We start from the raw sequence: 12,771 nt of genomic DNA on the forward strand, positions 1-12,771 counted from the left end.
GCCAATCAGCTGGCCAGCGAGGCCAGCAGGGTGTGCTGCAGGTCGGCGCGGCCGATGCGGCCCGGGCGGTTGCCGTCGGGCGTGCCGAAGGCGAAGTCGTGCGAGCCGTCGACCAGCTCGATCCAGCGCAGCGCGCCCAGGCTGTTCTGCAGCGTCTCGGCCAGGCGCTGCATCGGCGCGTCGTCCAGCGGGAAGCCGCTGACCACCGCGGTCCAGCCGCCGGGGCCGTGCCTGAGCGCGTCCTCGGCCTGCGCGACGCTGGCCACGACGTCATGCAAGATGCCGCCTTCGGTGAGCAGCTTGGCGCAGTGCACACGACTAAGGTCATTGGGGTCGATGACCAGCACGCGCGTGTTCTGCGCGATGTGCATGCGCGGCAGCCCATCGTTGAAGGCCACCGCCGGCGGCGCGCCAAACAGCAGTTCGACCTGGCTGGCCGGCGCCTCCGGCGCCGCACCGGGCGCGGCATGACGCATCAGCCGCCAGCCACGCGAGCGGGCCAGCAGACGCAGCAGCTGCCAGTGCAGCTCCAGCGCATCGGCCTGAGAGCCCAGGCCGCTCAGCCGCAGCCCTGCGGGCGAGGCCGGCGTGGCGGGCAGCGCAGCGAGGCAGAAGTCGGCGCCGCCAGCGATGCCATGGCCGATCAGCAGGTCCAGCGCATGCTGCAGCAGCACCGGCTCGATCTCCACAGCTGCCGCGTCGGCCTGCATCAGCTGCAGCGTCAGGCCGCGCTGCTGCAGTGCGGCCTGCCACAGCGGCTGACTGGCCTTGACGGCCTGCTGCAGGTCGATGCGCTCCTCGCCGCCATGGGACGGCAGACCCAGCGCACGCACCAGCTCCTGCAGCTCCAGGCCGAGCTGCTCAAGCTCGCCCATCGCGCTGCGGCCGCGCGCCGACAGGCCCGTCTCGGCCTGCAGGCTCAGCGACAGCCCGGCGAGCTTTTCGCCCAGCGTCGCCAGCAGTGCCGGCGGCACGCTGAGCAGGCCACCGTCGAAGCCGGCGGCGCGGCCGGTGCCGGGGTTGTTGCTTCGTTCGAGTTCCATGCCTTCCCTCCTGTGTGGTGCGTCGCCGCGCGACGCTACTGGTTGGTCGCGGCCAGCACCTCGGTCAGATCGGTGAGTCCGGCGAGCAGCTTCTCGATGCCATCCTGGCGCAGCGTGGTCATGCCGCTGTGCTGCGCGGCGGCAAACATCTCGGCGGCCGGCGCGCGGCGGCGGATCAGCTCGCGCAGCGCATCGTCGGCGATGACCAGCTCGTGGATGCCCAGGCGCCCCTTGTAACCGGTGCCGTTGCAGCTGTCGCAGCCGCAGCGGCGGTACTGGCGCAGCTGGCCATCGACGCCGTAGCGATCCAGCCAGGTCTTCACCAAGCGCTGTTCGTCCTGCTCGCCGCCGCTGCCCGACTGCTGGTACAGGCGCAGCAGCGAACGCAGCGCGCGCTCGTCCAGCGGCTCGGCGATGCGGCAGTCCAGGCAGAGCCGGCGCACCAGCCGCTGCGCCAGCACCGCGAGCAGCGAGTCCGAGAACATGAACGGGTCCAGACCGATCTCGAGCAGGCGGGTGACGCTTTCCGGCGCCGAGTTGGTGTGCAGCGTCGACATCACCAGGTGGCCGGTCAGCGAAGCCTCGATGGCGATGCGCGCGGTCTCCTCGTCGCGCATCTCGCCGATCATGATCACGTCGGGGTCGGCGCGCAGGAAGGTGCGCATCGCCGCGGCGAAGGTCCAGCCGATGCGCGGGTTCATCTGCACCTGGCGCAGGCCTTCCTGCGTGATCTCGATCGGATCCTCGGCGGTCCAGATCTTGCGCTTGTCCTCGTTGAGCTCGCGCATCACCGAGTGCAGCGTGGTGGTCTTGCCGCAGCCGGTGGGGCCGCAGATCAGCAGCAGGCCGTAGGGCTTGGCCATCATGCGGCGCAGGCCGGCGAGGTTGGCGTCCGACAGGCCGATGCCGTCCAGCGGCAGCGGCCGCATGCCGCCCAAGAGGCGCAGCACCACGTCCTCCAAGCCTGCGCTGGTCGGCACGGTGACCATGCGCAGCTCCAGCGGCGTGCCGCCGAAGCGAGCAAAGTCGATCTTGCCGTCCTGCGGCCGGCGGTGCTCGGAGATGTCGAGATCGGCCATGATCTTCAGCCGCGCCACCAGCGCGAAGCGCACCTTGGCGGGCAGCTCCAGATAGCGCACCAGATCGCCATCGACGCGCAGGCGCACACGCACCGGCTTCGGTGCCTCGAAGGTCTCGATGTGGATGTCCGACGCGCGCAGCTCGATCGCGTCCGCGATGATGCGGTTGACCAGGCGCACCAGCACGTTGTCCGATTCGGAGATGACGCTGCTGTCTGTATCGGCGGCGGCACTGGTGGCCTCGCCGCTGCCGAGCTCCTGCACCAGCTCGCGCACGGTGGCGGCCTGCGTGAGCCGCAGGCGCCCGTCGCCCGGCGCGCCGTTGCCAGCGCTCGGGGCCGGCGCAGCGGCGACCGCGGCGTCGGGGCCGACGATGCGGTAAGCCTGCGCGATCGCCGGCGTCAGCGTGCCCGGCGCGGCCAGCACCGGCCGCACGCGCAGCTCGGCGACGAAGCGCAGCACGTCCAGCAGGCGCTGGTCCCAGGGGTCGGGCACCGCCACCACCAGCTCGTCCTGGCGCACCATCAGCGGCAGCACCGATTCGCGCTGCGCCAGCGCGCGCGGCACGCGGTCCAGCGCCTCGGGTTCGGGGCGGGCATGGCCCAGGTCCACCGTGGGCACGCCCAGCCAGACCGCCAGCGTCATGCGCAGCTGCGAGGCGCTGATCAACCCCAGCTGCACCAGCAGCTCGCCGATCGGCACATGCTGGCCCATCGCGGCCTGGCGGCGCAGCGCCTGCTGCAGCTGCATAGGCTGCAGCAAGCCGGCTTCGACCAGCGCATCGCCCAGGTGCGGCGCATGGTGCTCGGGCTGTTCCTGAACCGCGGCCCAGAGCTCATCCAGGTCCACCGCCACCGATGCCGGCCGTGAAGGCGGCGGCCGGTCGCTGAGCGCGTCCAATGCCGCCGGGACGGTGTCGTGGGTATAGCCGCGGGTACTGCTGTCTGAACTCATCTCGGCAGGCTAAGGCCTGCCGTAGCCGGCGGCAAGCGCCGGGATCAAGAAGCGCTCACGCCAAGCGCCCGTTGTTGAAATCGTGCACAGCCTGCATCAATTCCTCGCGGGTGTTCATCACGAAGGGGCCGTACTGCGCGATCGGTTCCCTCAGCGGCCGGCCGGCGATCAGGATCGCCCGTGTCGGCGCATCGCCGGCCTGCAGGCGCACGCCGTCGCTGCCCGGCGTGTTGGCGAAGATGGCCATGCGCTGCTGCGGCACGGTGAAGCTGCCTTCGAACTGCAGTGCACCGCGGTAGACGTAGACGAAGGCGTTGTGCCCCTCGGGGATGATCTGCTCGAAGCGCGCGCCCGGTGCCAGGTGCAGGTCCAGGTAGAGCGGCTCGGTGGCCTCGCGCTGCATCGCGCCGGCCACACCGTGGCTTTCGCCGGCAATCACGCGCACGGTCACGCCGTCACGCTCGAACTCGGGGATCTGCGCCGACGGAATGTCGCGATACCAGGGCGGGCACATCTTGTCCTTACCCGGCAGGTTCAGCCAAAGCTGGAAGCCTTCCATGCGCCCTTCTTCCTGCTCGGGCAGTTCGCTGTGGATCACGCCGCGGCCGGCGGTCATCCACTGCACGCCGCCATTGCCGAGCAGGCCTTCGTTGCCAGCCGAATCGCGGTGGCGCATGCGGCCTTCGAGCATGTAGGTCACGGTCTCGAAGCCGCGGTGCGGATGGTCGGGAAAGCCGGCGATGTAGTCGTCGGCCTTGTCCGAGCCGAAGGCATCGAGCATCAGGAAGGGGTCGAGCCGGCGCTGCAGGTCCTGGGTCAGCACGCGGGTCAGCTTGACGCCGGCGCCGTCGCTGGTGGCCTGGCCAGCGACCAGGCGCTCGATGCCGCGCGGACGGCTCACCGTGTCGGCGGCGGTGCTGCTGCTGATGATGAGGGTGCCGGACTCGCTGCTCATGGCTGTCTCCTGGTTCGCGCATGCCTTGCGGGACGCCGCGGCGCCCCGCCTGCGATGGTGTGCCGGGCTGCGGCTGCGATTAGACCGCAGCCGTCTCCAGCAGCGCGGCGATCTGCTCGCGTGCCGAGGCGATGCCGGCGGCCGCCGCGTCCGGCCCCATGCCCATGCCCTCGGCATAGACGAACTCCACGTCCGTCATGCCCATGAAACCGAGCACGGTGCGCAGATAGGGCGTGATGCCGTCGGTCGGCTGGCCGCGGTGCATGCCGCCTGCGGCGACCACCACATAGACCTTCTTGCCCGTGACCAGGCCTTCCGGGCCGGTGGCGGTGTAGCGGAAGGTCGTGCCGGCGCGGGCGATCGCATCGATCCAGTTCTTCAGCTGCACCGGCACCGCGAAGTTGATCATCGGCGTGCCGATCACGATCGCGTCGTGCGCCATCAGCTCGGCGATCAACGCATCGTTGGCGGCTACGCGCTGGGCCTGCTCGGGGCTGCGCTGCTCGGCCGGCGTGAACAGCGCGGCCAGCGCGGCCTCGTCCAGCGCCGGGTGCGGGTCCAGGCCCAGCTCGCGCACGGTGATCGCCGCACCCGCGTGCTGGCGGCTCAGCGCCCTGGCCAGTTCGCCGGCCAGGCGAGTGGAGACGGAGCCTTGCTCACCGACGATGCGGCGGGCGCTGGAATTGATTTGCAGGATCTTCATCGTGGTACTCCTTGCTGGGGTGGACGGTGCGGAGCTGCCGCTGGGGCTGAGCCGATGACTCCACTGTATTAATCTCCATCCAGCAACAGAAGACATCAAAATGCACATCTCTGTTCCATCGGCGGCACAATCAAACCCATGAGCCCCGATGCCGACGATCTATTGCTCTTCGCCCGCGTGGTCGAGGCCGGCAGCTTCAGCCGGGCGGCCGAACGGCTGCAGCTGCCCAAGTCCACCGTGTCGCGGCGCCTCGCGGCGCTGGAGTCGCGGCTGGGCGAGAAGCTGCTGCAGCGAAGCACGCGCAGTCTGGCGCTGACCGCCTTCGGCCAGGATGTGCTGGAACATGCCCGCGCGCTGGCCGCCGAGGTCGAGCATGCGCTGGCGCTGGCCCAGCATCGCCGCCAAAAGCCCACCGGGCGGCTGCGCGTCTCTATGCCCGCCGACCTGGCCAACCAGGCGCTGGTGCCGGCGATGGCGGCCTATGTGCAGGCCTACCCCGAGGTGCGGCTGGAGCTGGACCTGTCGCCGCGCCGCGTCGACCTGATCGCCGAGGGCTTCGACCTCGCGGTGCGCATGGGCGATCTGGCCGACGACAGCCAGCTCGCCGCGCGACGGCTGGCGACCTTCACCACCGGTCTCTACGCCGCACCCGCCTATCTGCAGCGCGAAGGCGAGCCGCGCGCACCCGACCAGCTGCTGCAGCGCCATGCGCTGATGATCCTGACGCGATCCGGCGAGCCCATGGTCTGGCAGCTGCAGCGCAACGGTGAGGACGCGCAGCTTCAGCGTTGGCAGGGCGTGCCGCCGCAGCGCAGCCTGGTCAATTCGCCCGAGACCCTGCTGCGCCTGGCCTGCGAGGGCATAGGCATCGCCGCGGTCGGCGACCATTTCGCGCTGCCCTATGTGCAGCGCGGTGAGCTGCTGCGCGTGCTGCCCGACTGGTGCACCGCGCCGCAGAACTGCTGGGCCGTGTTCCCCGAGCGTCGCCTGATGCCGCTGCGCACGCGGCTGTTCATCGACGCGCTGGCAACGGCGCTGGCGGCCTGCCCGGCACGCGACTAGCCCACGGCTCGCGAGCGCGAGCTCGTCGGCCCGCCCTATACTGCGCGCCTGCTCCGGGGTGCCCTGTTATCGGGCTGAGATGTGGTGGAAGCCATAGACCCGCTGAACTTGATCCGGTTGATACCGGCGTAAGAAGAGCCTGCTCCCCTGCCTGGGGGCGGGCCCTGGACACGATGCTCCAGGGCTGAGGTCGCCGCCACTGGCCATAGTGGCCTGCCGATGCACCTCCCCTGCCACCGCGTCCCGGGCCCTTGTCGTCTCCAGCGCAGCCATAGCCCGCCTCGTCGCGCGTCCGCGTCCACTGCCGTCATTCATGTCCAGGCTCCGGGGCCCAACCGCCTCACGGAGACCGCCCGCCATGAACCGTCCTACCGAACCCGGCCTGGAGCCCTTCAGCCCGCAGATCAGCCGCACGCCGCTGCCCGCGTCGAGCAAGCACTACACGCCCGGCCAGCGCTTCCCCGAGCTGCGCGTGCCGATGCGGCGCGTCGCGCTGAGCAATGGCGAGCAGATCGGCCTCTACGACGCCTCCGGTCCCTATACCGACCCTGCCGTGGAGATCGACGTGCGCCGCGGCCTGGCCGCGCCGCGCAGCGCCTGGGTGGCAGCGCGCGGCGATACCGAGAGCTACACCGGCCGCAGCCTGCAGCTGATCGACGACGGCCTGCGCGACCAGGAGCAGCAGCTGCGCCTGCGCGAGATCAGCGCCGGCCTGCAGCGCCAGCCGCGCCGTGCCAAGCCGGGAATGAACGTGACGCAGCTGCACTACGCGCGCCAGGGCATCGTCACCGCCGAGATGGAATATGTCGCGATCCGCGAGAACCAGCGCATGGCCTGGATGCGCGAGTACGAGGCCGACGCCGAGCGCGAAGCGCGCCTGAAGGGCCACAGCTTCGGCGCCGCGATTCCCGATGTGATCACGCCCGAGTTCGTCCGCGACGAGATCGCCCGCGGCCGCGCGATCATCCCGGCCAACATCAACCATGGCGAGCTCGAGCCGATGATCATCGGCCGCAACTTCCTGGTGAAGGTCAACGCCAATATCGGCAACTCGGCTGTCACCTCGTCCATCGAGGAAGAAGTCGAGAAGATGGTCTGGGCCACGCGCTGGGGTGCCGACACGGTGATGGACCTCAGCACCGGCCGCAACATCCACACCACGCGCGACTGGATCATCCGCAACAGCGCCGTGCCCATCGGCACCGTGCCGATCTACCAGGCGCTGGAGAAGGTCGGCGGCATCGCCGAAGAGCTGACGTGGGCGCTGTTCCGCGACACGCTGATCGAGCAGGCCGAGCAGGGCGTGGACTACTTCACCATCCATGCGGGCCTGCGGCTGCCCTTCGTGCCGCTGACGGCCAAGCGCCGCACCGGCATCGTCTCGCGCGGCGGCTCCATCCTCGCCAAGTGGTGCATCGCCCACCACAAGGAGAATTTTCTCTACACGCACTTCGAAGAGATCTGCGAAATCATGAAGGCCTACGACGTCAGCTTCTCGCTGGGCGACGGGCTGCGTCCAGGCTCGCTGGCCGACGCCAACGACGAGGCCCAGTTCGCCGAGCTGCGCACGCTGGGCGAGCTGACCAAGATCGCCTGGAAGCACGATGTGCAGACCATGATCGAAGGCCCCGGCCACGTGCCCATGCACATGATCCAGGCCAATATGACCGAGCAGCTAAAAGCTTGCGACGAAGCGCCGTTCTACACGCTGGGCCCGCTGACCACCGACATCGCGCCGGGCTATGACCACATCACCAGCGGCATCGGCGCGGCGATGATCGGCTGGTTCGGCTGCGCGATGCTCTGCTACGTCACGCCCAAAGAGCACCTGGGCCTGCCCGACCGCGACGACGTCAAGGCCGGCCTGATGGCCTACAAGATCGCAGCCCACGCGGCCGACATCGCCAAGGGCCACCCGGGCGCGCGGGCGCGCGACGATGCGCTGTCCAAGGCGCGCTTCGAGTTCCGCTGGCAAGACCAGTTCAACCTCGGCCTGGACCCCGAGACCGCGCGCGAGTTCCACGACGAGACGCTGCCCAAGGACAGCGCCAAGGTGGCGCATTTCTGCTCGATGTGCGGGCCGAAGTTCTGTTCGATGAAGATCAGCCAGGACGTGCGCGACTACAGCGCCAAGCTGGAGGCCGAGGCGGGCATGCTGGCGAAGAGCGCGGAGTTCCGCTCGCAAGGGGGCGAGCTCTACATCCCGGTTCGGGCGGTCTGAGGTGAGGCTAGTTCCAAGCGGCATTGCCGCGAAACACTGCGGGAAACGCAGGGTGGCGGCGCGACCCCGTGGCTCCATGTCCCCCGCCCGCTGCGCGGGCTCCTCCTTTACTTGCGCCACGGGGCCACACCACCCCCCTGCTTGGCGCATTGCTCCTTCCGCTGAGCCATGCCCGCGCCGCAGAGGGTGGGCGGGGGCGGACACGGAAGTAAAGGAGGAGGCCGCAAGGCGGCCGGGGGATCGAGCCCGGACACCGAGAGTCCAATGGACTCTCGGCGCCTGGCGAGAGCCAAAGCCCTTGGGTATTGGCATGCAGTGGACGCCCCCGCCCGCCCTCTGCGGCGCCGCTCAGCCCGTCGCACGCGAGCTGTCCCATGACCTGCCATGCCGAAAGACACGCCAAGCGCAGCGGCAGGAGTCATCGAGATGAGCCGCATCGCCATTGCGGGGGCAGGTCTTGCCGGCCGCCTGTTCGCCTGGTCGCTCGCCCGCGCCGGGCATCGCGTGACGGTCTTCGATGCCGGGCCCGGCCCCGAGCCGCGCTTCGACGGCCAGGGCGCGGCCGGCTTCACTGCCGCCGGCATGCTCAGCCCGCTGGCCGAGCAGGACTGCGGCGGTGCCGAGATCGCCGCTTTAGGCTGGCGCAGCCTCGTGCTGTGGCCGGCCATCGTCGCCGCCCTGCCCGAGACCACAAGGCCGCGACTGGCGCTGGACGGCAGTCTGCTGCTCGCCCACGGTAGCGACCGCAGCGCAGCGCAGCGCGCGCTGGCCCGCATGCCCGGCGCGCAAGCCTTGAACGCGCTCGAGCTGCGTGAGCTCGAGCCGGCGCTGGCGCCCGGACTGAGCGGCTGGCTGCTGCCCGGCGAAGGGCTGATCCATCCGGTGCAGGCGATGGCGGCGCTGCACGACGATGCATGCGGCGTGCAATGGCGCTGGCAACAGCCGGTGGCCGAGGTGCAGCCCGGCGCGCTGAAGCTGGCCGACGGCCAGCGCATTGAGGCCGACTGGGCCATCGACACCCGCGGCCTGGGCACGCGGCCGACGCTGCCGCTGCGCGGTGTGCGCGGCGAGATCGTCGCACTGGACCTGCCCGGCCACGGCCTGCTGCGGCCGCTGCGCCTGCTGCATCCGCGCCATCGCGTCTATCTCGTGCCGCGCAGCGAGCGCGAGCTGCTCGTCGGCGCCAGCGAGATCGAGAGCGAAGACCGTAGCCCCGTCAGCCTGCAAAGCGCCGTCGAGCTGATGGCAGCCGCGCACAGCGTGCTGCCCCAGCTCGCCGAAGCGCGCATCACCCGGCTGGACCGCAATCTGCGTCCCACCCTGCCCGACAACCTGCCGCACACGCAGGCCGAGCCTGGCCTCTTGCGGCTCAACGGCCTGTACCGCCACGGCTGGCTGCTCGCGCCAGCGCTGGTGCAGCAGCTGCTGAGCACAAGCAGCCTGGCGAGCCTGGAGAACTCATGAGCACCATCACCATCCACCTCGACGACAAACCGCTGCCGCTGCCAACCGGCAGCACGCTGGCCGATCTGCTCGAACAGCTGCAGCGCGCGCCCGACAGCGTGGCCACCGCGCTGAACGGCCAGTTCGTCGCGCGGGACGCAAGACCTGACACCGTGTTGAACGACGGCGATCAGGTCCTGCTGTTCAAGCCCATCGTCGGAGGCTGATCTCATGCATGACCAAGACCTCCTGATCATCGACGGCGTCGCGTTGGCGAGCCGCTTCTTCCTCGGCAGCGCCGGCTATCCCAGCCCGCAGGTGCTGACGGATGCCATACGCGCCTCCGGCACGCAGCTGATCACCGTCGGCCTGAAGCGCACGCTGGCGCAGGGCGCAGGCGACAACGGCTTCGTCGCGCAGGCGCTGGCTGCGGCGCAGGCCCAGGGCGCGCGGCTGCTGCCCAACACTGCCGGTTGCCGCACTGCGCGCGAGGCGGTCAACCTGGCGCAGATGGCGCGCGAGCTCTACGGCACGCACTGGATCAAGCTCGAGGTCATCGGCGACGAGCACACGCTGCAGCCCGACCCCTTCGAGCTGCTCGCCGCGGCGAGCACGCTGGTGAAGGACAGCTTCACGGTGTTTCCCTACTGCACCGAGGACCTGGTGCTGTGCCGCCGCCTGCTCGACGAGGCCGGCTGCGCGCTGCTGATGCCCTGGGGCGCGCCGATAGGCTCGGGCCAAGGGCTCACGCACCTGGCCGGGCTGCGCACGCTGCGCGAGCGCTTGCCGGAGGCGCTGCTGGTCGTCGATGCCGGCATCGGCGCGCCCTCGCATGCGGCGCAGGCGATGGAGCTGGGTTATGACGCGGTGCTCTTGAACTCGGCCGTGGCGCAGGCGCGCGACCCGGTCGCGATGGCTCAAGCTTTCCGCGACGCGGTGCGGGCCGGCCGCGCGGCCTGGCGTGCCGGACTGATGGCGCCGCAGGACTTCGCGGTGGCCAGCACGCCGGTCAGCGGCCACGCCTTCCTGCTCGGCACGCCATGACAAACGCGCAGATGCTGCGGCCGCATCCCAGCCTCCCCTCGCCCTGGGCCGAGGCCGTAGATCCCGATCGCGAGTGGCTGCCCGATTGGCAGCAGGATGCGAGGCCGCCCCTTGTCTGGAGCATCGCCGGCACCGACAGCGGTGGCGGCGCCGGTCTCAGCGCCGACACCCGCGCCGCTGCGGCGCTGGGCGTGCATCTGTGCCCGGTGGTCGCTGCGGTCACCGCGCAGCATTCCCGTGGTGTCGATGCGGTGTTCGCCTTGCCGCGCGAGCAGATCCAGGCCCAGCTCGATGCGCTGGCCGGCGATATGCCGCCGCGCGTCGTCAAGACCGGGCTGCTGGCCAGCGTCGCCGCGGTGCAGGCGGTGGCCCGCTGCATTGATGCGCTGCGCGCACGCCACGGATTCGTCGCGCTGGTGGTGGATCCGGTGCTGGGCGCCACGGCCGGCGGCGCGGCCTTTGCGAGCGCCGAGCTGATCGAGGCCTATCGCCGCGAGCTGCTGCCGCACGCGACGCTCGTCACGCCGAATCGCCGCGAGGCCGAGGCGCTCGCCGGCCTGCAATGCACGACGCCGCTGCTGGCGGCGGCGCTGCGCCGCCTGGGTGCGCAATCGGTATGCATCACCGGCGGGGACGATGCCGATCAGCCCCACCAGCAAGACCTGGCCCTCGATTGGTGGGACGGCCCCCTCAGCCCCTGGCTGCCATCGCTGGGCGGCACGCGCGGCTGGCTGGCGCTGCCGCGCTTTCGCAGCAGCCCGCACGGTCATGGCAGCGGCTGCACGTTCGCCACGGCCACGGCGGCGGCGCTGGCGCGCGGCTTCGCGCTGGCCGATGCCGCGGTACTGGCCAAGATGCTGGCCTGGTGCGCGCTGCGCGATGGCCATGCGGCCGGCGCAGGCGCCGGGCCGCTACGGCCTTCGCCGGGCTTCATCAGCGACGCGAGCGCGATGCCGGTGATGGGCTTCGCCGACGAGGAGCGCCTGGAGCCGGAGACGCTGGCGCGCTGGAGCGCGGTGCTGCGCGGCGATGCGCCGAGAGACGCCTTCGACTCCGGCCTCTACGCACTGGCCGACGACGCGCAAGGCATCGCAAGGCTGGCCGCCAGCGGGCGGTTCGCGCAGCTGCAGCTGCGCATCAAGCGCGACCCGCTGGCCGGCGCCACAGGCGGCGACGAGACCGCGCGGCTGCGCGCCGCGGTGCGCGCGAGCATCGCCGCTGCGGGCAGCTCGGCGCTGTGGATCAACGACCACTGGCAGCTGGCGCTGGACGAAGGCGCCCGCGCCATCCATCTGGGCCAGGAGGACTGGGCCGCGCTGGATGCGGCGCAGCGCGCGCGCCTGCTCGGCAACGGCGGACCGGCGCTGGGCATCTCGAGCCACAGCCTGTGGGAGCTGGCGCGTGCGCGCGGCCTGGCGCCGAGCTACATCGCCTGCGGCCCGGTGTGGCCGACGACGACCAAGGCCATGCCCTGGCTGCCACAGGGGCTGGCGCAGCTGCGCTGGTGGGCGGCGATGGCCGGACGGCCAGTGGTGGCGATCGGCGGGATGCTCAGGCCGGAGCAGGCCGCCGCCTGCGCACGCGCCGGCGCCAGTGCGGCCTGCCTGGTGCGTGCGGCTGCGCCAGGCTCGTCGCCACACGAATGGGCAGCCTTCGACGCGGCCTGGCGGCGCGGACAGCGGATTGCGCCGCCGCGCGAGACACGGCTCAGAGCGCCAGCGTCATGAACACGCTGTGGGGATCCTCGCGGTAGTCGGCGAAGGGCCCGCACTCGATGAAGCCCATGTCCGCATAGAGCTGGCGCGCCGGCGCGAAGCCGGGCTGCGTGCCGGTCTCCAGGTTCAAACGTTGCAGACCACGCGCTCGCGCCTGGGCGACGATATGCGCCAGCATCGCGCGCGCCACGCCTTGGCGGCGGTGCGTGTCGGCGGTGCGCATGGACTTGATCTCGCCCTCGCCACCGCCCAGATCCTTCAGCGCGCCGCAGCCCATCAACTCGCCGCGATCGGACCAGACGCTCCAGAAGCTGATTTCCGGCCGGCGCAGCCCGCTCAGGTCCAGCGCATGCACGCTCTCCGGCGGCGACTGCTCGTGCATATTGGCCAGATGCTGGGCGAGCAGCGCCTGGATTTCGGGGCCCTTGAGATCGTCGAGGCGGATATGCATGGTGCGGCGAGGCAAAGCCTGGGTCGGATGGCCAGATATTGTCGCGCCCCGCCTGTGCGCGGGCCGTCAGCCGGCTGGCATCGGCGGCTGTGCTTCGCCAG

11 protein-coding genes and 1 riboswitch are annotated in these 12,771 nt (G+C 70.8%); of the genes, 6 read left to right on the forward strand and 5 right to left on the reverse strand.

Translation table 11 applies throughout. The annotated features are described in order from the left end of the window. Nucleotides 1-5: 5 nt before the first annotated feature. The 4 genes from AC2EBS_RS08940 to AC2EBS_RS08955 form a co-directional block, all read right to left on the reverse strand. A complete protein-coding gene (locus tag AC2EBS_RS08940; protein ID WP_484728040.1) occupies nt 6-1,043 on the reverse strand; it encodes a hypothetical protein in 1,038 nt (345 codons plus the stop codon). A gap of 35 nt (nt 1,044-1,078) precedes the next feature. Next, nucleotides 1,079-3,076, reverse strand: coding sequence for a GspE/PulE family protein (locus AC2EBS_RS08945; protein ID WP_484728041.1), 1,998 nt, complete (start codon nt 3,074-3,076; stop codon nt 1,079-1,081). A gap of 55 nt (nt 3,077-3,131) precedes the next feature. Further along, a complete protein-coding gene (locus tag AC2EBS_RS08950; RefSeq protein WP_484728042.1) occupies nt 3,132-4,031 on the reverse strand; it encodes a pirin family protein in 900 nt (299 codons plus the stop codon). 79 nt (nt 4,032-4,110) lie between these two features. Beyond that, nucleotides 4,111-4,734 carry an FMN-dependent NADH-azoreductase gene (locus tag AC2EBS_RS08955; RefSeq protein ID WP_484728043.1) on the reverse strand — a complete coding sequence of 208 codons (624 nt, stop codon included), beginning with the start codon at nt 4,732-4,734 and terminating at the stop codon, nt 4,111-4,113. A 138-nt stretch (nt 4,735-4,872) separates the two neighbouring features. On the opposite strand from AC2EBS_RS08955, the gene AC2EBS_RS08960 reads away from it, so the two are divergent. The 6 genes from AC2EBS_RS08960 (at nt 4,873) to AC2EBS_RS08985 (ending at nt 12,231) form a co-directional block, all read left to right on the forward strand. Further along, nucleotides 4,873-5,796, forward strand: coding sequence for a LysR family transcriptional regulator (locus AC2EBS_RS08960; protein ID WP_484728044.1), 924 nt, complete (start codon nt 4,873-4,875; stop codon nt 5,794-5,796). Between the two features lie 44 nt (nt 5,797-5,840). Further along, nucleotides 5,841-5,948: riboswitch (TPP riboswitch) on the forward strand. A 206-nt stretch (nt 5,949-6,154) separates the two neighbouring features. Continuing rightward, the gene (gene thiC, locus AC2EBS_RS08965; protein WP_484728045.1) at nt 6,155-8,017 is read left to right on the forward strand and encodes a phosphomethylpyrimidine synthase ThiC; all 1,863 of its coding nucleotides are present in this window, start codon (nt 6,155-6,157) and stop codon (nt 8,015-8,017) included. A gap of 426 nt (nt 8,018-8,443) precedes the next feature. After that, nucleotides 8,444-9,481: an FAD-dependent oxidoreductase gene (locus AC2EBS_RS08970; protein ID WP_484728046.1), complete on the forward strand. Its 1,038-nt coding sequence runs from the start codon at nt 8,444-8,446 to the stop codon at nt 9,479-9,481. Beyond that, the gene (thiS, locus tag AC2EBS_RS08975; protein WP_484728047.1) at nt 9,478-9,687 is read left to right on the forward strand and encodes a sulfur carrier protein ThiS; all 210 of its coding nucleotides are present in this window, start codon (nt 9,478-9,480) and stop codon (nt 9,685-9,687) included. Before AC2EBS_RS08970 ends, thiS begins: the two co-directional genes overlap by 4 nt. Nucleotides 9,688-9,691: 4 nt before the next feature. Further along, nucleotides 9,692-10,504, forward strand: coding sequence for a thiazole synthase (locus AC2EBS_RS08980; RefSeq protein ID WP_484728048.1), 813 nt, complete (start codon nt 9,692-9,694; stop codon nt 10,502-10,504). Beyond that, nucleotides 10,501-12,231: a bifunctional hydroxymethylpyrimidine kinase/phosphomethylpyrimidine kinase gene (locus AC2EBS_RS08985; RefSeq protein ID WP_484728049.1), complete on the forward strand. Its 1,731-nt coding sequence runs from the start codon at nt 10,501-10,503 to the stop codon at nt 12,229-12,231. Before AC2EBS_RS08980 ends, AC2EBS_RS08985 begins: the two co-directional genes overlap by 4 nt. Here the strand turns inward: AC2EBS_RS08985 and AC2EBS_RS08990 are convergent. Further along, the gene (locus AC2EBS_RS08990; RefSeq protein WP_484728050.1) at nt 12,212-12,670 is read right to left on the reverse strand and encodes a GNAT family N-acetyltransferase; all 459 of its coding nucleotides are present in this window, start codon (nt 12,668-12,670) and stop codon (nt 12,212-12,214) included. The two genes, AC2EBS_RS08985 and AC2EBS_RS08990, sit on opposite strands and share 20 nt — an antisense overlap. Nucleotides 12,671-12,771: the final 101 nt, after the last annotated feature.

The sequence above is a fragment of the Roseateles sp. T103 genome, from assembly GCF_057219915.1.